Here is a 19304-nt window from a genome sequence, read left to right on the forward strand (position 1 = left end):
GAGACCACGGGGAACGTGACCCCGGAGCACGGAGACGGCGACGTCGAGCGCTTCGACCCAGCGCAGCGGGTCGCGGAGCTCGAGGACGCGTGGCGGCGTACGGCGGCCGAGCTGGAGAACGTCCGCAAGCGCTGCGCGCGCGACCTGGTCCGCGGCCGTGAACAAGAGCGGGCGGCCGTGGCGAGCCGGTGGCTACCCGTTCTGGACAACCTCGAGCGGGCGCTCGAGCACGCCTCGTCCGAAGACGACTCCGTGGTCGAGGGCGTCCGGGCGGTGCTCGACCAGGCAGTGGGCGTCCTGGCCGATCTCGGATACCCGCGTCGCGACGACCACGGCCGGGCCTTCGACCCGGCCGTGCACGAGGCGGTCAGCACCGTGTCCGGTGAGGGGTTGGTGCCGGGCACGGTGGCCCAGGTCGTGCGTCCCGGCTACGGCCCCGACGACGACCTGCTGCGGCCGGCCGCTGTCGTGGTGGCCACCAGGGCGAGCTGATGGCTCGCGACTTCTACGAGGTGCTCGACGTGCCCCGCGGTGCCGACCCTGCCGACATCCAGCGGGCCTACCGCAGGCTCGCGCGCCAGAACCACCCCGACGTCAACAAGCAGACCGGTGCCGAGGAGCGGTTCAAGGACATCGCGGAGGCCTACGACGTGCTGTCGGATCCCGAGCTCCGCCGCCGCTACGACGCCTTCGGCGCGGACTTCCGACGGGTCCCTCCCGACACGGATCCGGCGAACTGGCGCCAGGCCCGGACGTACGCCGGAGCGGGTGCCTCCGCCGGGCGGGGCGGCCGCTGGTCGCCGGGGCCCGGCCCGTCGGGTGGCTTCGGAGCAGGTGACGTCGGCGACGACGTCGACCTCGAGGACCTGCTCGGGGGCATCTTCGGCGGCCGTCGGCCGGGCGGCCGGGGCTGGGCCGGCTGGGGACCGGGCCCGGTACCGGGATCCGACCACGAGGCCGAGGTGGAGGTGAGCGTCGAGGAGGCCTACCACGGCACCGAGCGCAGCCTGACCATCAGCGGCCCCGACGGCCCGAGGACCCTGGACGTCACCATCCCGGCGGGCGTCGTCGACGGGCAGCGGATCCGGTTGCGCGGGCAGGGCGGTCAGGGCAGCGGTTCGGCGGGGGCCGGAGACCTCTACCTGGTGGTCCGGATCAGCGACCACCCGCGTTACCGGGTCGAGGGCCGCGACCTGCACGTCCTCCTGCCGGTGGCCCCGTGGGAGGCAGCGCTGGGGGGCTCGGTCTCGGTCGACACGCCCGGCGGCCCCGCCATGGTGAAGGTCCCGGCCGGCTCGTCCAGCCACCGGCGGTTGCGGCTCCAGGGCCGGGGGCTCCCCAACCGTCGCGGCGAGCCCGGAAGCCTCTACGCCGAGCTCCAGGTCCGCATGCCCACGGCTCTCGCCGCCGACGAGGCCCGGCTCTTCGAAGAGCTCGCGCGAGTGTCGGGCTTCGACGCGAGGAGCGGACGGTGACCGCGGTCACGCGGTTCGCGATCACCCGCCCCTACCGGCTCAGCCTCGCCAGCTATGCCCAGGTCACCGGTCTGCACCCTGAGCTGGTGCGCCGCCTGGTCGCTCTGGGCCTGCTGGACGTCACCCGCGACGCGCAGGGGCGCTGGTGGTTCGACCCCTCGCAGGTGAGGGAGATGGCCAGGATCCAGCGACTGCGGACGAGCCTGAACCTGGGCTACGGCGCCATCGGGCTGGTCGTCGAGCTGCTCGACCGGATCACAGCGCTGGAGAAGACCCAACAGCGACGGTCACGACGAGGAGGCGCCCCGTGGACATGAACAGGCTGACCCAGAGGTCGCAGGAGGCACTGCACGACGCCCAGACCAAGGCGCTGCGCTTCGGCCACGTCGAGGTGGACGGTGAGCACCTGCTCCTGGCCCTGCTGGACCAGGCCGAGGGCCTGGTCGCACCCCCTGCTCGCCCGCGCGGGCGCCGACCCGGTCCGACTGCGCGAGGAGCTGGAGGGCGAGCTCGGCCGCCGGCCGCGGGTCAGCGGGCCCGGCGTGACACCCGGGCAGGTGCACATCACCCAGCGGCTCTCGCGGCTGCTCGACTCCGCCGACGGCGAGGCCCGCAGGCTCAAGGACGAGTACGTCTCGGTCGAGCACCTCGTGATCGCGCTGCTGGAGGAGGGCTCGGGCTCCGCGGCCGGCCGGCTCCTGCGCGCACAGGGGGTGACCCGCGAGTCCTTCCTGGCCGCGCTGACCGGGGTGCGAGGTCACCAGCGGGTGACGTCGGCGACTCCCGAGGGGACCTACGAAGCGCTGGACAAGTACGGCCGGGACCTGGTCGCGGCGGCGACAGCCAGCAGGCTCGAGCCGGTGATCGGCCGGGACTCGGAGATCCGCCGGACCATCCAGATCCTGTCCCGCAAGAGCAAGAACAACCCCGTGCTGATCGGTGAGCCCGGGGTCGGGAAGACCGCGATCGTCGAGGGACTGGCGCAGCGGATCGCCGACGGCGACGTGCCCGAGGGGCTTCGCGACAAGACCGTCTTCGCTCTGGACATGGGCGCTCTCATCGCCGGGGCGAAGTACCGCGGCGAGTTCGAGGAGCGGCTGAAGGCCGTGCTCAACGAGGTGCAGAGCCCCGCGGGCCAGGTCCTGCTGTTCGTCGACGAGCTCCACACCGTCGTCGGCGCCGGGGCCGCCGAGGGTGCGGTAGACGCAGGCAACTTGCTCAAGCCCCTGCTCGCTCGTGGCGAGCTGCACCTGATCGGCGCGACCACGCTCGACGAGTACCGCACGCACATCGAGAGGGACGCGGCCCTCGAGCGCCGCTTCCAGCCGGTCCTCGTCGACGAGCCCGACGAGGAGGACGCGCTCTCGATCCTGCGGGGGCTCCGCGAGCGTTTCGAGGTCTTCCACGGCGTCAAGATCCACGACGGCGCCCTGGTGGCCGCGGTGACGCTGAGCCACCGCTACATCTCCGACCGCTTCCTGCCCGACAAGGCCATCGACCTCGTCGACGAGGCCTGCGCGATGCTGCGCACCGAGATCGACTCGATGCCGGCCGAGCTCGACGAGCTGACCAGGCGCGTGACCCGGCTGGAGATCGAGGAGGCAGCGCTGTCGCAGGAGGAGGACGCGGCGAGCCGGGCCCGGCTCGAGGAGCTGCGCAAGGAACTGGCCGACCGGCGGGCCGAGGCCGACGCCCTGCGCGCGCAGTGGGATGCCGAGCGGTCGGCGCTGCGCGAGGTGCAGTCCCTGCGCGAGGAGCTGGAGCGGGTCCGGCTGGAGAGCGAGCAGGCCGAGCGGGAGTACGACCTCAACCGGGCGGCCTCCCTGCGCCACGGCACGCTGCCGGAGATCCGACGGCGGCTGGAAGCGGCCGAGTCCCGGCTCGCGGGGAAGCAGGGCGGGCGGCAGTTGCTGCGCGAGGTCGTGACCGCCGACGAGATCGCCGACATCGTCTCGCGCTGGACCGGCATCCCGGTCACGCGGTTGCAGGAGGGTGAGCGCGACAAGCTGCTCCGCCTCGACGAGGTGCTCCACGAACGGGTCATCGGCCAGGACGAGGCCGTCCAGCTCGTGGCCGACGCGGTCGTCCGCGCCCGCTCCGGCATCAAGGACCCCCGGCGGCCGATCGGGTCCTTCCTCTTCCTCGGACCCACCGGAGTCGGGAAGACCGAGCTGGCCAAGACGCTGGCCGCCGCGCTCTTCGACACCGCGGAGAACCTGATCCGCATCGACATGAGCGAGTACCAGGAGCGGCACACGGTCAGCCGGCTGGTCGGGGCGCCACCCGGGTACGTCGGATACGAGGAGGGCGGGCAGCTGACCGAGGCCGTGCGGCGCCGGCCCTATGCCGTCGTCCTGCTCGACGAGATCGAGAAGGCCCACGTCGACGTCTTCAACACGCTGCTGCAGGTGCTCGACGACGGCCACCTGACCGACTCGCACGGGCGCACCGTCGACTTCCGCAACACCGTGCTGATCATGACCTCCAACATCGGCTCGGAGCACCTGCTGGAGGGGGTCACCGCGGACGGCGAGGTCGAGGCCGAGGCGCGGTCGATGGTGATGCGCACGCTGCAGGCGCACTTCCGCCCGGAGTTCCTCAACCGCGTCGACGAGATCGTCATGTTCAAGCCGCTGACGCTCGCCGAGATCGAGCGCATCGTCGACCTCCAGCTCGAAGAGCTGCGCGCGCGGCTGGCCGGCATGCAGATCACCCTCGACGTCACGACCCAGGCCCGCCGCTTCATCGCGGACCAGAGCTTCGACCCGGCGTACGGCGCCCGCCCGCTGCGGCGCTTCATCTCCCGCGAGGTGGAGACCCGGGTCGGCCGTGCGCTGCTGCGCGGCGACGCGGAGGACGGGGGCGCGATCTCGGTCGACGTCGTCGACGGGGAGATCACGGTGACCGCCGCCGACCGTCCCGCAGAGGGGCGGGCCGTTGCATGAGTGCGACCACGCACAGGTCGTCCAAGGTCACCTGCGGCAACTGTGGAGCCACGAACCGCCTGCCGGCCGCCTCCGCCGGCGTTCCCCGGTGCGGGAGGTGCAGCACTCCACTGCCCTGGGTGGTCGACGCCGGCGACGGGGAGTTCGGAGCCGTCGTCGACGAGGCGAGCCTGCCCGTCCTGGTCGACGTGTGGGCGCCGTGGTGCGGGCCGTGCCGAATGGTGAGCCCGGTCCTGGAGAGGCTCGCCGGGGAGCTGGCCGGGGACCTCAAGCTGGTCAAGGTCAACGCCGACGACAACCCCGAGGTGAGCCGGCGCTTCGAGGTCCAGTCGATCCCGACGCTGGTCCTCCTCGACCACGCCCAGGTCGTCGACAAGCAGATCGGCGCCCTTCCCGAGCACCGGTTGCGCTCGTGGGTCGAGTCCAGCCTCGCGAGGCGGGAGCGGTGAGCGCCGACCCGCACCTCGGGATCATCCAGCCCGTCGCGCCGCCCGCGCGACGCGCCTGCCTCGAGTGCGTCCGGCTCGGCACGCCCTGGGTCCACCTGCGCCAGTGCCTGACCTGTGGTCAGGTCGGCTGCTGCGACTCCTCGCCGATGCGCCACGCGCGCGCACACGCCGCCGCGGTGGGTCACGTCATCGTGCGCTCGATCGAGCCGGGGGAGAGCTGGAGGTGGTGCTATGTCGACGAGCAGTTCGTCTGAGTCGGATGGCGCAGACGTCCCCGAGACCCCCGACACCACCGGCGCCTACCCGCGGCTGACCGACGAGCAGATCATGCAGCTCTCGCCGTACGGACGGCGGCGGGTGCTGACCCGCGGCACCACGCTGTTCTGCCAGGGCGACCGCGACTGCGGCCTGTTCGTCGTGCTGGACGGCACGGTCGGGGTGGTCCACGCGGACAGCGGCGAGGGGACGTCGACCGTGGTCGCCGTCCACGGGCGCGGTCGGTTCGTGGGTGACCTGTCGATGCTCACCGGCCAGGCCGCCTACGTCACCGCCATCGCCCAGAGCGACGTCGAGGTCCTCGAGGTCGGCTACGACCGACTGAAGGAGGCGGTCATCCAGGACCAGGCGCTGGGGGACCTGATCCTGCGAGCCCTGATCCTGCGGCGCAGCATCCACGCGGACCTCGGCGTCGGCCTGCGGATCATCGGATCGCGCTACTCGGCCGACGCCCGCCGGCTGCGGGACTTCGCGAGCCGCAACCGCATCCCCGTGCCGCTGGCAGGACCTGGAGGACGATCCCGAGGCGGAGCTCACGCTGCGAGCGTTGGGCGTGCGGCCCGACCAGACACCCGTCGTGATCTGGAAGGGCGAGACGGTCCTGCGCAACCCCACCGTCACGGAGCTGGCGGACCTCGTCGGCCTGCGAGCGGCACCGAGCCGCGCGGCGTGGGACCTCGTGGTGGTGGGCGCTGGCCCGGGCGGTCTGGCTGCAGCGGTCTGCGCGGCCTCCGAGGGACTGTCGACGGTCGTCCTGGACGCCTTGGCCACCGGCGGGCAGGCGGCGACGTCGTCGCGGATCGAGAACTACCTGGGGTTCCCTGCGGGCATCAGCGGCGGCGAGCTCGCCGATCGCGCCCTGGTGCAGGCCCGCAAGTTCGGTGCCGGCTTCAGCATCCCCGGAGAGGCCACCTCCCTCCGAGCGGCTGACGGCTACCACCTGGTCGGGTTGGCCGAGGGGGACGACCTGGTCGCCCACGCCGTGCTCATCGCCACGGGTGTGCACTACCGACGTCTCGACGTCCCGGGGTCGGACCGCCTCGAGGGAGCCAGCGTGTACTACGCCGCCACCGAGTTCGAGGCGCGGCTGTGTCGACACGACCCCGTCACCGTGGTGGGCGGTGGCAACTCCGCCGGCCAGGCGGCCTGCTTCCTGGCTGGACGGTCACCGGTGGTGAACCTGGTGATCCGGCACGACGACCTGGGGCGAGACATGTCCCGCTACTTGGCCGACCGGGTCGAGCAGTCACCACGAGTGAGGATCTGGCGCCACAGCGAGGTGGGCCAGCTGCTCGGGGACGCAGCGCTCGAGGAGGTGGTGCTGCACGACCTCCACACGGGTGCGACCCAGCGTGTGGCGACGACGGCGCTGTTCGTGCTGATCGGTGCGGCACCGCGCACCAGGTGGCTCGAGCAGGAGGTCTCGCTGGACGAGAAGGGCTTCGTGCTCACCGGACCTGGCGCCGGCGGCCGGGGAAGCACTTTCGAGACCCGTCGCCGAGGGGTCTTCGCCGTCGGCGACGTCCGCAGCGGCTCGGTCAAGCGCGTCGCCTCCGCCGTCGGCGAGGGATCGGTGGCGATCCGCCAGGTCCACGAGTTCTTGGAAGCGGAAGGACGTCGGTGAGGACGACGCCGCCCACCGAGAGCACACCACAGAGGAGGAGAAAGATGAGCACCTACCAGGTCGGATACTTCGTCGGGAGCCTGTCGTCGACATCGATCAACCGCGTCCTGTCCAGAGCCCTCATCCGGGTGGCCCCGGACGACTTGGACTTCAGCGAGATCACCATCGGCGCCCTGCCCCTCTACAGCCCGGACTTCGACGACGACTACCCGCCCGAGGCCCGAGCGCTGAAGGCGGCGATCGCGGCTGTCGACGCGATCCTCTTCGTCACCCCCGAGTACAACCGTTCGATTCCTGGAGCGTTGAAGAACGCGATCGACTGGGCGTCGCGACCGTGGGGACAGAACTCCTTCGACCACATCCCTGCCGCGGTGATCGGAGCCTCCATCGGCCAGATCGGCACCGCCATGGGTCAGCAGAACCTGCGCGGAGTGCTCAGCTTCTGCAATGCGCGCCAGATGACCTCACCCGAGGCCTACATCCAGTACTCGCCCGCCGTCTTCCGCGACGACGGCGAGATCACCGACGACTCCACCCGGGAGTTCCTGCGCGCCTTCATGGCCGAGTTCCGCGCGTACGTCGGCATGGTCCTGACCGTCCTCCCACGCCAGAAGGTGGCGAGCGACCACTGAGGCCAGGGGCAGGTCCAGGGCGGTGCGGGTGTGGCGACCAGCCGCCTGCACGCCTCGCGGGCGCGGCGCGGTCGGACCTGGCGCGGGTAGGTCATCGGCGGCACGCCGAGGTCCCGGTGGAAGGCTGCCTGGGGGCGCCCGACGCTGTGACTGTGACTGTGGCTGTGACTGTGCCGGCTGAGCAGGAGGCCGTCGATCACCAGCGCCTCGACGTGCCTCGACACGGCGGGGTCGTGGCGCAGGTCGGTCGGGCTCTCCAGCTCGTCCGCGAGCGGGTCCATCGACCACGACATCCCGGCGGGCGCTCCCGGCGGGGGACGAGGCCCCGGCCCGTCGTCAGTGGAAGGTCAGCACCCGGACCGGCAGGCCGCTGATCGCCTCCATGGTGGTCCCGCTGAGGTTGCACAGCTGCACGAGGGCGGTGCTGGGCGCGCTGACCTGCGTGGCCACGAAGAAGACGCCGGGCTGCACCGCGCCCCGCACGGAGAAGACCACGGCATCGCCGGTCTCGGCGCCGGCGATGCTCAGGGTCTTCTGCTCGCACTGGCCGTCGGGAACGTCGCCGGCCGGGACGGACACACTGCCGGCCGTGCCGCCGCTGGCCAGGTCGGCGAAGCTCAGGCTGTCGTCGGCCACCTGGGAGCCCGTGACCGCCCCGAGCTGCAGCTCCGAGGTGCCGACGGAGCCGTCGCGCAGCTGGGTGGCGGTGATCGCGTCCGAAGCGAGGTCGCTCGCGGTCAGCGACCCGTCCAGCACGTCGACCCCTCCGAGGGTGCCGTCCTGGACCTTGGCCGAGGTCACCGAGCGGTCGTGGAGGTCCACGGTCTTGACCTGACCGTTGGCGATGTCCTTGGAGCGGATGGTGTTCGCGGCGGTGGCGGTCCCGGCGCCCAGGGCGACGACGAGCGCCAGGAGCGCACAGGTGTTGGCGAAGGTGACGTGACGGGTGAGCGCTGGCTTCGGCATGGTGCATCGTCGCGCGGGACCGCTGCGGTGGGAAGGTGTGTGCTCGGTTCCGACCCCCGACGGGGCCCTTGACTCGACCCGCCGGCTGGGTTGGACTGCTGCTCCTTTCCCCAGGCGCCGTCTCGGAGGCAACGATGAACCGCGTGGACGTCGGCGTCGCGGCTCGTGGTGCCCTCGGAGGACTGGCGGCGCTCGCGCTGGTCTCGGCCTCCCCGGTGCCACCGCTGGCCTCGGCGGCTCCGGCGGCGGCGGCCGACGCCCGCCCGGGTGGGCACGGCGGGGGCCAGGGGCGGGCGCCGCGCAAGCCCAACATCGTCTTCATGCTGGCCGACGACCTCGGGTGGTCGGACCTGCGCACGGGTCGGGTCAACGGGGGCCACGGGAGCGACTTCAACGACACGCCGGCGATCGACCGGCTGGCCGCGGAGGGCATGAGCTTCGACAACGCCTACGCCTGCCTCAACTGCGCGCCGACGCGGATGGAGCTGCTGGGCGGGTCCTACCCGACGCGCGCGGAGAACAACGTGTTCGCCGTGGACAGCCTGGACCGCGGCGGCCCGGACACGCTGCTGGTCGGTCCGCCGCAGGGCCGTGAGGACGGCGCCGACGTGCTGGCGCCGCAGACCCGGACGGTGGGGGAGACGCTGCAGAGGGCGGGCTACCGGACGGGCTACATCGGCAAGTTCCACGTCACCCGGTCGGGCTCCGACGTCGTGGCGCAGCACGGGTTCGACGAGAACCTCGGCGGCTCGGAGTGGGGGCTGGCGCGGCAGTACTTCGCGACGGACGGCCAGTTCGACCTGTCGGTCGGTCCGGAGCTGGACCGGTTCGCGGGGGACTACACGCAGGAGTACGTCGCGGCCAACATCGCGCCGTACTCCTCGGGCGTCTCACCGGCGCAGCTGGCCGCGCTCGTCGGGACGCGCAAGCACGTGAGCGACGCGGTGGCCGACGCGACCATCGACTTCATCGACCGCAACGACCGGGCGCCGTTCCTGGCCTGGATGAGCCCGTACGCCGTGCACGAGCCGACCGGCGTGGAGCAGGCGCGCCCGGACCTGCTGGCCAAGTACCAGGCCCGCCCGCCGGGGACCACGGCGTCCCAGCCGAGCTACGCCGCTCTGACCGAAGGCCTCGACCAGTCCGTGGCCCGGGTCATCGACCACCTGGAGAGCACGCCTGACCCGCGCAACCCCGGGCACGTGCTGGCCGACAACACGCTGGTCATCTTCACCTCCGACAACGGGGGCCGCGAGGACACCGGCGCCTCCAACGGACCGCTGCGCGGGCAGAAGGGCGAGCTGTACGAGGGCGGCGTGCGGGTGCCGTGGATCGCCTGGAGCGGGTCGCGGCGCCTGGTCGAGGACCACACCCGCAACCACGCCGTCATCAACGCCACCGACCTCTACCCCACCCTCGCGTCGTACGCCGGGGCGCGGGTCCCGCGGCGCGCGCCGCTCGACGGGACCGACCTGCGCGAGGCCATCGAGACCAAGGCGAAGGTCGAGGGACGCCCCCGCTTCGGGCACATGCCCGGCTACCTGGTCGACGGGGGCCGCGCGCAGCGGCCGGAGTCCACGGTCCGCGACGGTCGGTGGAAGCTGACCTACAGCTACGAGGACCGCACGCTGCGGCTCAACGACCTCGGCCGCGACCTCGGCGAGGCCGTCGACCGCGCGGCCGCCAAGCCGGGGGTCGTGGCCCGGCTCGGGCTCGAGCTGGTCGACTGGCTCCACGACACCACCGCGCCGCTGGCCCGGCTGCGCCCGGGCCTGCCGCCGCTGACCCTCACCGTCCCGCACGGCGTCACCTACGCCGACGGCCGGATCCGCCACCACCGGCGCGCGACGACCCTGGTCATCCAGCCCGGCCAGGAGGTCCCGCTCGTCCTGCCCCTCCCGCGGCAGCGGCGGCACGGGCACCAGGCCCACCACCGGTGAGCGGCGCCGACGCTCGGCGTGCCGGTCGGTCCCTGCTGGTGCGCGGTGGGACGACGTCGATGGGCAGCGACGCCCACTACCCGGAGGAGGCCCCCGTCCGCGTCGTGGAGGTCGGCGACCTGTGGGTCGACGAGCACCCGGTGACCAACGCGGAGTTCCGCCGCTTCGTCAAGGACACCGGGTGGGAGACCGACGCGGAGCGCCCGCCGCCCCGGCTCCCCGACGAGACCGCCGACCCGGACCCCGGCTCGCTCGTCTTCGCCCCACCGGACCGGCCGGTGCCGCTGACCGACTGGCGGCTCTGGTGGGCCTGGGTGCCCGGCGCCCACTGGCGTCGTCCCGGCGGGCCGGGCACCGACCTCGACGGTCGCGACCGGCACCCGGTCGTCCACGTCTCCGAGGCCGACGCGGCGGCGTACGCCGCGTGGGCCGGCCGGCGGCTGCTCACCGAGCCGGAGTGGGAGCACGCCGCGCGCGGGGGCGCGGACACCACCTACCCCTGGGGCGAGGAGCTCGAGCCCCGCGGCCGGCCGATGGCCAACACCTTCCGCGGCGACTTCCCCTGGGCCCACGAGGACCCGGCCGGCGCCGGCACCTCCGCCGTGGGGTCGTACCCGCCCAACGGCTACGGCCTCGTCGACGTCATCGGCAACGTGTGGGAGTGGACCGCGACGGCGTGGACCGACGACCACGCCGCGCCGGCCGCGTCGTCCTGCTGTGCCCCCAGCGCGGCGCACGCCGACCCCAGCCGGCAGGTGACCAAGGGCGGCTCGCACCTGTGCGCGCCGTCGTACTGCCGGCGCTACCGGCCCTCTGCTCGCCAGGGCCAGGCGCGCGGCACGAGCACCAGCCACCTCGGGTTCCGCTGCGCGCGCGATGCCTGAGGTGGCTCAGGCGTCGGGGACCAGCGCCTCGAGGGCGACGACCAGCTCGTCGAGCTCGGCCGGGCTCAGCACCTCGTAGGCCCGCGCGGCCAGGGCGTCGGTGGTCGCCTCGAGGCGCCGGCTCAGCTCGCGACCCGCCTCGGTGAACCGGCCGTCGTCATCCACCAGGCCGCGGGTCCGGAGGCCGTCGACGACCGCGGCGACGTAGGGGCGGGGCAGGTGGTGCAGGCGGTCGAAGTCCTCCGCGGCCATGTCCCACGACAGGGCCAGCATCACGTGGGCCTCGCTGCCGTCGATGCCGTGGGCGAGCAGGACAGCATGGTGGCTGTCGCCGCGGTACTCGCGCAGCAGGGTCGCCGCGTGCCACAGCCGCGCGACCGGCTCCTCCGGCACGGCGAGCCGGCGCAGACCGGCGTACAGCGCCCGTCCCTCGGTCGGTGCGCTCGTCGCGGCCCGGGTCGCGAGGTCGGCGGCCCGACCGAGCGCCGGGCCGTCCGCCCGCCGGCCCAGGCGTCCACGCAGGGTCTCGGCGCTGGCCCGCTCGCGCACCGCGAGCGCCTCCTCCGGGGTGGTGCGGCTCCAGACCCACGGCAGGTGCCGCGCCACCTCGCCGGGCGCGAAGTTGTAGAACACCGCGTGCACCACCTCGGGCGGCGCCTCCCCGAGCGGTGCCGCGCGGCCGGCGAAGTAGCCGTCCCAGTAGTCGCGCAGGCCGACCTCTCGGAACGCCGCGGTCACGGTGTCGGAGAAGCTGGCCGTGGCGATCGGCTCGACGAGCTCGAAGAGGCGGTGGACCTGCTCCCGGGGGTGCGGGTCAGGACGGTGCACGGTGAGCTCCTCGGGTCGTCGGCTGGTGCTGCTCCGACCGGCCCCGGGGCGGACTCATCGACCGGGCATCAGGGCTGCAGGAGGAACTTGGTGCGCTCGCCGCCCTCGAGGCGGGCGTGTGCCTCGGCGGCCCGGTGCAGCGGCAGGACCGTGGTGGGACGCAATCGCAGCCGGCCCTCGCTGAGCGCCGTCATGGCCTCGGCCAGGGCGGCGTCGGCGTGGGCGGGGTCCGGACCGGAGAGGCGTACGCCGAGCGCCGGGGCGTCGTGGTTGCTGAGGGTGATGACGCGGGCCGGGTCGCCGGCCAGGCCGACGGCCGTGCGCAGGTCGGAGCCGGTGGCCGCGTCGAAGACCGCATCGACGGGGCCGTCCGCGGCCCGTCGGACCTCGTCGGCGAGGCCGGGGCCGTAGGTCACGGGCCGCGCGCCGAGCTCGGTGATCCGCGCGTGGTCGGCGGCGCGGACGGCGGCGAGGACCCGGATCCCGCGGTGGACCGCGAGCTGGGTGGCGACGGTGCCGACCGAGCCGGTGCCGCCGAGCAGCAGCAGCGTCTCGCCGCGGCGCACGCCGAGCTGGTCCAGGACGCGGACCGCGGCCTCGCCGCTGGCCGGGAGGGCGGCGGCGTCGGCCGGGTCGACGTGGTCCGGGCGAGGCACCCAGTGGTCGGCGAGGACGAGGGAGGCGTAGCCGCCCAGCCCGGGCAGGAAGGCCGCCACCTCGTCGCCGACGGCGGTCCCGACCACGCCCGGCCCCACGGCCTCGACGGTGCCGGCGGCCTCGAAGCCGAGCGCCGTGCCGGCCGGGCTCGGGAAGACCGCGGCGAGGTGGCCCGCGCGGATCTCGAGGTCGGTGGGACCCACGGCGGCGTACCGGACGGCGATCCGGACCTGGCCCGGCCCCGGGTCCGGGACCTCGACGGTGCCGGCGAGGAGCACCTCGGGGCCGCCGTACCCCTCCAGGACTGCTGCGTCTGCGCTGACCACCGTCATCGTGTCCTCCTGCTCCGGGCCGGCCCTCGGTGCCGACGCTAGCGACAACTCACGTGACATGTCACGCATTCCCGTGGACCATGGTGGGCATGGCAGGACCAGGGCAGGGACCAGGGCAGCGAGCCGGGCTCACCGCGGAGCAGGAGGCGGCGTGGTTCGCCTACATGCGCGTCGTGCTGCGGCTGGACTACGAGCTCAACCACCAGCTGAGCCGGGACCACGACCTGTCCCTGGCCGACTTCGACGTCCTCAACGCCCTGGCCGACTCGCCCGACGGCCGTCTCCAGGTCTCGGCCCTCGGCGTGCGGATCGGGTGGGAGCGGAGCCGGGTCTCGCACCGGCTGCGCCGGATGGAGGCGCGCGGCCTGGTGGCGCGGGAGCGGTCGGCGACGGACGGGCGGGCCACCGTGGCCGCGCTCACCGAGTCCGGGGCCGCTGCCGTTGCCGCCGCGACGCCGTCGCACGCCGCGCTGGTCAAGCGGCTGTTCTTCGACGGGCTGCCCGCCCGGCTGGTGGCCCCGCTGACCGAGGCGATGGACGCGGTCCACGAGCAGCTCGTGGCCGAGGGGTCGCTGCCCCGACCGCCGGGTCGCCAGACCCGGTGGGCTTGATCCCCGGCGAGGGGTCGGGAGGATGGGGCCACCGATGAACACCCGACCCGCCCAGGAGCAGCGATGAGCAGCACCACCACGCCCGGCGAGATCCTCAGCAGCGGCTTCACCGCCGAGATCAGCGAGGTCAACCCGGTGACCGTCGAGTACTCCCTCACCAGCCACTTCGACGCCCCCGTCGCCCGCGTCCGCGAGGCCTGGACGACGGCCGACCAGCTCGCGCAGTGGTTCGGACCGTCCAGCCGGGAGAAGGCGACCGTGGACGCCCGCCCGGGCGGGCACTGGGGCCTGGTCTTCGAGATGCCCGACGGCGCGGAGATGCCGCTGGGTGGCTCGTACATCGAGGCGAGCGACGACACGCTGGTGTTCACCACCGGCGACCCGGACAACACCGCAGGCGACCTGGCCTCGCTGTGCACCGTCCACCTCGTCGCCGACGGCGACGGCACCCGGCAGGAGTTCCGGCAGGCCGGCGTGCACACCGACCCGGCGCACGCGGCCGGTGCCCGCGACGGCTGGGTCACCTTCTTCGACCAGCTGGCCGATCTGGTGAGCGCACGCGGCTGAGCGGTCCTCGGCCCGGTCAGAGCTCCGGCAGCGTGCGCTCGTCCTCCGCATCGCTGGACAGCCGGGCGGCGAGGGCGCGAGCCGGTGCGCTGGCGGCCAACCTGGTGCCCGCGCGGAAGAGCGCGACGCCGAGGCGCGAGCGCGGGTTGGCGATGCGCGGCGTGCCGGGCGGGAGGTCCTGGACGTCGTCGACGAGGGGCCGCAGCCACGCGTCGTACCGCTCGAAGGCCTCGGTGTGCGAGGCCGCGTGCTTGAGCTCGGCCGCGAGGACGTAGGCGCCGATGAGGGCGAGCGAGGTGCCGAAGCCGCCGATCGGGGTGACGCACCAGGCGGCGTCGCCGGTGAGGACGACGCGGCCCCGGCTCCAGGTGGGGCACTTCACCTGGGTGAGGTCGTGCACGTAGAGGTCGTCGGCGTCGCCGAGGGCGGCGAGGATGCGCGGGGTCTCCCACCCGACGTCGCCGAAGCGTCGCTCGAGGTCCGCGCGCTGCTCCTCGTCGGTGCGGTCGGCGAGGCCCTCCTCGTCGGTCATGAAGTTGAGCATCGCGCGGGTGGTGCCCTGGTTGTCGGGGCGCAGGTTGACCGAGCGGGAGCCCGGGACGCTGAGCCAGCGCCACCAGCGGTCGTCGTCCTCGGTGCGCGGGATGGTGGCCCAGGCGCAGTACATCCCGAGCCGGTCGAGCTCGGGCTCGTCCGCCCCGGTCATGACCAGGCCGCGGGTGGCCGAGCCCGGCCCCTCGGCCACGACGAGGAGGTCGAAGGCGTGCTCGGCGCCGCTCTCCAGGGTGACGCTCACGCGCTCGTCGTCCTGGTCGAGCGCCACGACGTGGTCGCCGTACCACCAGGTGACGCTGTCCGGGCACCGCTCGCGCAGGAGCCGGGCGAGCTCGCCGCGCAGGATCTCGAGCTCGGCGGTCGGGCCGTCGCCGGTGTCCGCGTCGGTGGGGAACTCCGCGACCGCACCGCCGTCCTCGTCCACGAACCGGGTCCCGACCTCGCCCGTGCCGGCGTCGCGCACCGCCTCGAGCAGGTCCATGCGCTCGAGGACGTCCTTGGCCAGGCCACGGACGTCGATGTTCTGCCCGCCCCGGCGCGGCTCGGGCGAGCGCTCGAGGACGGTCACGTCGTAGCCGACGCGGTCCAGCCAGTACGCCGCCGCGGGGCCCGCGACGCTCGCTCCCGTGACCAGGACGCGGGGGGCGCGGGCGCCGTCGTCGCTCATGCCGCCATCCTCCCGGGTGGTTGGTTGCTCCGGTCGGGACACCTGACCGTGGCCGGCGGGACACCGGTCGGGCGAGGGTCGCGGTCATGACCCGCACCTCGCCCGCGCCCACGGTGGCCGCGCTCGTCCTGGCCGCGGCCGCGCTCGCGTCGTCGCCGGCCACCGCCGACGGCGCCCTCAGCGAGGGTCTCGACCGCCCCGAGACCCACCTCTTCGCCGGCCCGCCGAGGGTCACCGACCGGGCCAACGTGGTCTTCCGGTTCAAGACGGTCCCGCGCCACGGCTCGGTGTTCACCTGCGCCATCGACGACCTGCCGGCGCGGTCCTGCGCCTCGCCGTACAAGGTCCGGGTGCGGCCGGGCACGCACACCATCCGGATCCGCGCCAAGCGGGACGGGGTGCTGGAGAAGGGCTCGGCGCACTGGACCTGGACCTACCGGCCCGCGGAGGACTGACGCGCGAGCGCCTAGATTCGTCGGGGTGACCTTCTGGCAGCTCACCGTCGACGCGAACGACCCTGCTCTGCTGGCGCGGTTCTGGTCCGCCGCCCTGGGCTACGACGGCGCGCCGCCGACCGGCGGCGAGACCTGGCACGCGCACTACCGGTCGCGGCTGGGGGACGCACCGGCCTTCGAGGACCGGCTCTTCGACCCGGAGGGCCACGGACCGGCGCTCTGGTTCCAGCAGGTGCCCGAGACCAAGGCCGGGAAGAACCGCCTGCACCTCGACCTCTACCCCACGGGTCGCGACGACGCTCTGCCGATGGCCCGACGGGTGGAGATCGTGGAGGCGGAGGTCGACGAGCTGGTCGCACTGGGGGCCGCGGTCCTGCGCCGCACGCGAGGCGACGACCCGGGCGACGACTTCTACTACGTCGTGATGACCGACCCCGAGGGCAACGAGTTCTGCGTGAGCTGACCCTGCCCGCCGGGAGAGCAGCCGTCCCGATCGCGCCGCCGCGCGAGAGGGCTGATTAGGGTGCCAGCGTGATCAGCGTGCTGGGGACCATGCAGGTCCACCGGGGGAGCACGACCGAGTCGGTGGACATCGGGTCGCCCCGCCACCGCGAGGTGCTCGCGGCGCTGGTCCTCGACGTGGGCCGTGTGGTGTCCGTCGACACGCTGCTGGACCGGGTGTGGGGCGAGGGTGCGCGCGGGGGGACGACGGCGAACCTGCACGCGGTGGTGTCCCGGCTGCGCTCGCGGCTGCGCGACGCCGGCACGGGGATCGAGATCGCGACGGTGCCGCCGGGCTACCGCCTGGACGTGCCGCCGCGCAGCGTGGACGCGGAGCGGTTCGAGGCCCTGGTCGAGGCCGCGCGCGCGGCGTGCGGGCGGGGCGAGCTGGACGCCGCGAGGCGCGACGTGGCGCAGGCCTTGGGGCTCTGGCGCGGCCCGGCGTACGCCGACGTGGGCCGGCCCTTCGCGGAGGCCGAGGCCGCGCGGCTGGACGGCCAGCGGGTGGCGGCGGTGGAGCTCGGCGCCGAGGTGGACCTGGCCCAGGGCCGGCACGACGAGGTGCTGCGCCGGCTGCCGACGCTGGTCGAGGAGCAGCCGCTGCGGGAGTCGCTGCGGCGGCTGCTGATGCTGGCGCTCTACCGCAGCGGCCGGCAGTCGGACGCGCTGGCGGTCTACGACGACGTGCGGGGCCGGCTGGCCGAGGAGCTCGGCCTCGACCCGGGGCCGCAGCTGCAGGAGCTGCACCAGGCGATCCTCACCCAGGACGAGGCCCTGCTGCCCGGCCCGGCCCCGGCGGCGCCGGTCACCGCCGCGCCGCCGGCGCCCGCGGTGAGCGCGGCGCGGTGGCGCTCGGACGTGGTCCCGCCCAGCAGCGCACTGCTGGGGCGCGAGCGCGACGTCGACTACGTGCGCTCGCTGCTGGAGAGCCCGACCCAGCGGCTGGTGACGCTGACCGGGCTGGGCGGGGTGGGCAAGACCCGGCTGGCGTACGCCGTCGCGCAGGCCGCGCAGGACGACTACCGCGACGGCGTGGTGCTGGTGTCGCTGGCGCCGGTCGGCGACCCGGGGTCGGTGCTGCCGGAGCTCGCGCGGGCGCTGGGCCTGGTGGGCGTGGAGGGCCAGGACGTGGCCGCGGCGCTGGTCGAGCACCTGCGGCCACGCCGGCTGCTGCTCGTGCTGGACAACCTCGAGCACCTGCTGCCGGCCGCGGCGCCGGTCGCGCGGCTGGTCGCGTCGTGCCCGGACCTGCGGGTGCTGGTGACCAGCCGCACGGCGCTGCGGGTGCGCAGCGAGGTGCAGTACCAGGTGCCCCCGCTCCCCGTGCCGGACCCCGAGGAGTCCGACGCCGAGGCGCTCGGGCGCTCGGCCGCGGTCTCGCTGTTCTTGGACCGGGCGGCCGCGACGTCGCCCGGCTTCGATCTCGACGCCCTGGCCCCGGAGGAGCGGGCCGCGGTCGGTGCGGTCTGCCGCCGGCTGGCCGGCCTGCCGCTGGCCATCGAGCTCGCCGCGGCGCGGGTCCGGCTGCTGCCGCCGACGATGATGCTCGCGCGGCTCCACGAGGTGCTCGCCGCGGGTGGCGCTCGGGACCTGCCGCCGCGCCAGCGCACGATGCGCTCGACCCTCGACTGGAGCCACGACCTGCTCTCGGCAGAGGAGCAGCGGCTGTTGCGGCGCCTGTCGGTGTTCGTCGGCGGCTCCACCCTCGACGCGGTCGAGGCGGTCGCGGAGGACGGCCCGGTGCTGGGCGTCCTCGAGGCGCTGGTCGAGCACTCACTGGTCCTGCCGGACGCCGAGCACCCCGAGGTGGCCCGGTTCCGGGTGCTCGAGCCGATCGTGCAGTACGCCGACGACCTGCTGGTCGGCCCCGAGCGGCTGGCCGCCCGCGCCGCGCACCGGCGCCACTTCCGCGCGCTGGCGGGGACCCTCGAGCCGGCGTACCGCGGCCCGGGCACGATGGCGGCGCTCGCGGTCACCGGGCGCGAGCACGCCAACCTGGTCGCCGCGGTCGAGAGCGGCCTGGCCGACGGCGACGCCGACGAGGCCGGGTGGCTGGCCTGGGACCTCTGGCTCTACTGGTGGCTCAGCGGCTCGCTGGTCGAGGGCCGCCGTCTCATCACCGCGGCCCTCGGGGCCGGGCTGTCCGACGAGGTGCGGGTGCGGCTGCTCGCGGCGCACGCCGCGATGGCCTTCGCGCAGGGCGACCTGGACCCCGCGCGGGAGTCCTGGGCGGCCGCGGAGCTCCTCGGCGAGCGCACGGGCGACACGGAGGGTCACGCCTACGGCGTGGCCGGGCGGGGCCTGGCCGCGCTCGCGTCGGGCGACCTCGCGAGCGCCGGCGCCGCCTTCGAGGAGTCCGCCCGGCTGTGCGAGGCCGCCGGTGCGGGACGGCAGTGGCTGTGGACGCTCACCCAGGTCTGGCACGGCACCGTGCTCCTGCTGCAGGGCGAGACCGGGCGCGCGGCCGAGCGGGTCGAGCGCGCGATGGGCGCGGCCCGCGAGCGCGCCGACCCGCTGGCGGTCTACGTCACGCTCTTCACCGCCGCCCAGGTCGCGCTCGCGGTCGACGACCCCGCCACGGCCCGCGAGCACCTCGAGGAGGGTGTGCGGCTCAGCCTGGAGACCGGGGACGCGGCCAACCTCGCCTACTTCCTGGAGAGCATGGGCCTGGTCGAGTCCCTGGCCGGCGACCACCGGCGGGTGGCGGTGCTGCACGGCGCCGCCGCGCGGCTGCGCGAGGCGGTGGGCGCCGACGTCTACGGCTACTACCAGCCCGACGAGGACCAGCTGCGCGAGGCGGTGGCCCGCTCGCGCGAGGCGCTCGGCGAGACCGAGCACGCCGCCGCCACCGAGGAGGGGCGCCGGCTGACGATGCCCGAGGCCGTCACGGTCGCCCTGCAGCGCCCCTAGCGGGCCCCCGCAAGCGGCTGTCAGGCAACG

The 19304-nt window shown here is 74.3% G+C and carries 19 protein-coding genes and 2 pseudogenes; 17 read left to right on the plus strand and 4 right to left on the minus strand.

The window, feature by feature from the left end:
• Positions 1-15: 15 nt before the first annotated feature.
• The 10 genes and pseudogenes from G5V58_RS01760 (at position 16) to G5V58_RS01795 (ending at position 7401) form a co-directional block, all read left to right on the plus strand.
• Positions 16-492 carry a nucleotide exchange factor GrpE gene (locus G5V58_RS01760; protein WP_165228217.1) on the plus strand — a complete coding sequence of 159 codons (477 nt, stop codon included), beginning with the start codon at positions 16-18 and terminating at the stop codon, positions 490-492.
• On the plus strand, positions 492-1475 hold the full coding sequence (locus G5V58_RS01765) for a DnaJ C-terminal domain-containing protein (protein WP_165228219.1): 984 nt from the start codon (positions 492-494) through the stop codon (positions 1473-1475). Before G5V58_RS01760 ends, G5V58_RS01765 begins: the two co-directional genes overlap by 1 nt.
• Positions 1472-1792, plus strand: coding sequence for a chaperone modulator CbpM (locus G5V58_RS01770; protein WP_165228221.1), 321 nt, complete (start codon positions 1472-1474; stop codon positions 1790-1792). The genes G5V58_RS01765 and G5V58_RS01770 overlap by 4 nt, the downstream gene beginning before the upstream one ends.
• Positions 1789-1881, plus strand: a pseudogene (locus G5V58_RS26805) (hypothetical protein); the annotation flags it as partial. The gene G5V58_RS01770 and the pseudogene G5V58_RS26805, both read left to right, overlap by 4 nt.
• Positions 1874-4420 carry an ATP-dependent chaperone ClpB gene (gene clpB, locus G5V58_RS01775; protein ID WP_230487001.1) on the plus strand — a complete coding sequence of 849 codons (2547 nt, stop codon included), beginning with the start codon at positions 1874-1876 and terminating at the stop codon, positions 4418-4420. The pseudogene G5V58_RS26805 and the gene clpB, both read left to right, overlap by 8 nt.
• A 119-nt stretch (positions 4421-4539) precedes the next feature.
• Complete coding sequence (gene trxA, locus G5V58_RS01780; protein ID WP_230487002.1) at positions 4540-4869, plus strand: thioredoxin; 330 nt, start codon at positions 4540-4542, stop codon at positions 4867-4869.
• Entirely contained in the window at positions 4866-5123 is a 258-nt protein-coding gene (locus G5V58_RS01785) for a UBP-type zinc finger domain-containing protein (RefSeq protein ID WP_230487003.1), read from the plus strand. Before trxA ends, G5V58_RS01785 begins: the two co-directional genes overlap by 4 nt.
• 73 nt (positions 5124-5196) lie before the next feature.
• A pseudogene (locus tag G5V58_RS25715) lies at positions 5197-5421 on the plus strand (Crp/Fnr family transcriptional regulator); the annotation flags it as partial.
• A 277-nt stretch (positions 5422-5698) separates the two neighbouring features.
• Positions 5699-6769: an NAD(P)/FAD-dependent oxidoreductase gene (locus G5V58_RS25720; protein WP_230487004.1), complete on the plus strand. Its 1071-nt coding sequence runs from the start codon at positions 5699-5701 to the stop codon at positions 6767-6769.
• A gap of 44 nt (positions 6770-6813) precedes the next feature.
• Positions 6814-7401, plus strand: a complete 588-nt coding sequence (locus G5V58_RS01795; RefSeq protein WP_165228227.1) for an NADPH-dependent FMN reductase — start codon at positions 6814-6816, stop codon at positions 7399-7401.
• 336 nt (positions 7402-7737) lie between these two features.
• Here G5V58_RS01795 and G5V58_RS01800 read toward each other — a convergent pair whose 3' ends face one another.
• The gene (locus G5V58_RS01800) at positions 7738-8367 is read right to left on the minus strand and encodes a hypothetical protein (RefSeq protein ID WP_165228229.1); all 630 of its coding nucleotides are present in this window, start codon (positions 8365-8367) and stop codon (positions 7738-7740) included.
• A gap of 134 nt (positions 8368-8501) precedes the next feature.
• Between G5V58_RS01800 and G5V58_RS01805 the strand changes: the two genes are divergently transcribed.
• On the plus strand, positions 8502-10307 hold the full coding sequence (locus tag G5V58_RS01805) for a sulfatase-like hydrolase/transferase (RefSeq protein ID WP_165228231.1): 1806 nt from the start codon (positions 8502-8504) through the stop codon (positions 10305-10307).
• The gene (locus G5V58_RS01810) at positions 10304-11191 is read left to right on the plus strand and encodes an SUMF1/EgtB/PvdO family nonheme iron enzyme (RefSeq protein WP_230487005.1); all 888 of its coding nucleotides are present in this window, start codon (positions 10304-10306) and stop codon (positions 11189-11191) included. Before G5V58_RS01805 ends, G5V58_RS01810 begins: the two co-directional genes overlap by 4 nt.
• 6 nt (positions 11192-11197) lie before the next feature.
• Here G5V58_RS01810 and G5V58_RS01815 read toward each other — a convergent pair whose 3' ends face one another.
• Complete coding sequence (locus G5V58_RS01815; protein ID WP_165228233.1) at positions 11198-12019, minus strand: SCO6745 family protein; 822 nt, start codon at positions 12017-12019, stop codon at positions 11198-11200.
• Positions 12020-12087: 68 nt separating this feature from the next.
• Positions 12088-13008: an NADP-dependent oxidoreductase gene (locus G5V58_RS01820; protein ID WP_165228235.1), complete on the minus strand. Its 921-nt coding sequence runs from the start codon at positions 13006-13008 to the stop codon at positions 12088-12090.
• Between the two features lie 89 nt (positions 13009-13097).
• Between G5V58_RS01820 and G5V58_RS01825 the strand changes: the two genes are divergently transcribed.
• Together G5V58_RS01825 and G5V58_RS01830 are read left to right on the plus strand one after the other, a co-directional pair.
• Positions 13098-13619: a MarR family winged helix-turn-helix transcriptional regulator gene (locus tag G5V58_RS01825; RefSeq protein ID WP_165228237.1), complete on the plus strand. Its 522-nt coding sequence runs from the start codon at positions 13098-13100 to the stop codon at positions 13617-13619.
• A gap of 63 nt (positions 13620-13682) precedes the next feature.
• Positions 13683-14186, plus strand: a complete 504-nt coding sequence (locus tag G5V58_RS01830) for an SRPBCC family protein (RefSeq protein WP_165228239.1) — start codon at positions 13683-13685, stop codon at positions 14184-14186.
• Between the two features lie 16 nt (positions 14187-14202).
• Here G5V58_RS01830 and G5V58_RS01835 read toward each other — a convergent pair whose 3' ends face one another.
• Complete coding sequence (locus G5V58_RS01835) at positions 14203-15408, minus strand: FAD-dependent monooxygenase (RefSeq protein WP_165228241.1); 1206 nt, start codon at positions 15406-15408, stop codon at positions 14203-14205.
• An 86-nt stretch (positions 15409-15494) separates the two neighbouring features.
• Between G5V58_RS01835 and G5V58_RS01840 the strand changes: the two genes are divergently transcribed.
• The 3 genes from G5V58_RS01840 (at position 15495) to G5V58_RS01850 (ending at position 19274) form a co-directional block, all read left to right on the plus strand.
• A complete protein-coding gene (locus tag G5V58_RS01840) occupies positions 15495-15863 on the plus strand; it encodes a hypothetical protein (protein ID WP_165228243.1) in 369 nt (122 codons plus the stop codon).
• 25 nt (positions 15864-15888) lie between these two features.
• Entirely contained in the window at positions 15889-16326 is a 438-nt protein-coding gene (locus tag G5V58_RS01845) for a VOC family protein (RefSeq protein WP_165228245.1), read from the plus strand.
• Positions 16327-16394: 68 nt separating this feature from the next.
• Positions 16395-19274 carry a BTAD domain-containing putative transcriptional regulator gene (locus G5V58_RS01850; protein ID WP_165228247.1) on the plus strand — a complete coding sequence of 960 codons (2880 nt, stop codon included), beginning with the start codon at positions 16395-16397 and terminating at the stop codon, positions 19272-19274.
• The last annotated feature ends 30 nt before the right edge of the window (positions 19275-19304 follow it).

Source organism: Nocardioides anomalus, assembly GCF_011046535.1.
GTDB classification, from domain to species: Bacteria; Actinomycetota; Actinomycetes; order Propionibacteriales; family Nocardioidaceae; genus Nocardioides; species Nocardioides anomalus.

Coding starts and splice junctions, on each gene's coding strand:
- G5V58_RS01765 (WP_165228219.1), top strand. CDS start 492: ATGGCTCGCGACTTCTACGAGGTGCTCGACGTGCCCCGCGGTGCCGAC.
- G5V58_RS01795 (WP_165228227.1), top strand. CDS start 6,814: ATGAGCACCTACCAGGTCGGATACTTCGTCGGGAGCCTGTCGTCGACA.
- G5V58_RS01800 (WP_165228229.1), bottom strand. CDS start 8,367: ATGCCGAAGCCAGCGCTCACCCGTCACGTCACCTTCGCCAACACCTGT.
- G5V58_RS01805 (WP_165228231.1), top strand. CDS start 8,502: ATGAACCGCGTGGACGTCGGCGTCGCGGCTCGTGGTGCCCTCGGAGGA.
- G5V58_RS01820 (WP_165228235.1), bottom strand. CDS start 13,008: ATGACGGTGGTCAGCGCAGACGCAGCAGTCCTGGAGGGGTACGGCGGC.
- G5V58_RS01825 (WP_165228237.1), top strand. CDS start 13,098: ATGGCAGGACCAGGGCAGGGACCAGGGCAGCGAGCCGGGCTCACCGCG.
- G5V58_RS01830 (WP_165228239.1), top strand. CDS start 13,683: ATGAGCAGCACCACCACGCCCGGCGAGATCCTCAGCAGCGGCTTCACC.
- G5V58_RS01835 (WP_165228241.1), bottom strand. CDS start 15,408: ATGAGCGACGACGGCGCCCGCGCCCCCCGCGTCCTGGTCACGGGAGCG.
- G5V58_RS01840 (WP_165228243.1), top strand. CDS start 15,495: ATGACCCGCACCTCGCCCGCGCCCACGGTGGCCGCGCTCGTCCTGGCC.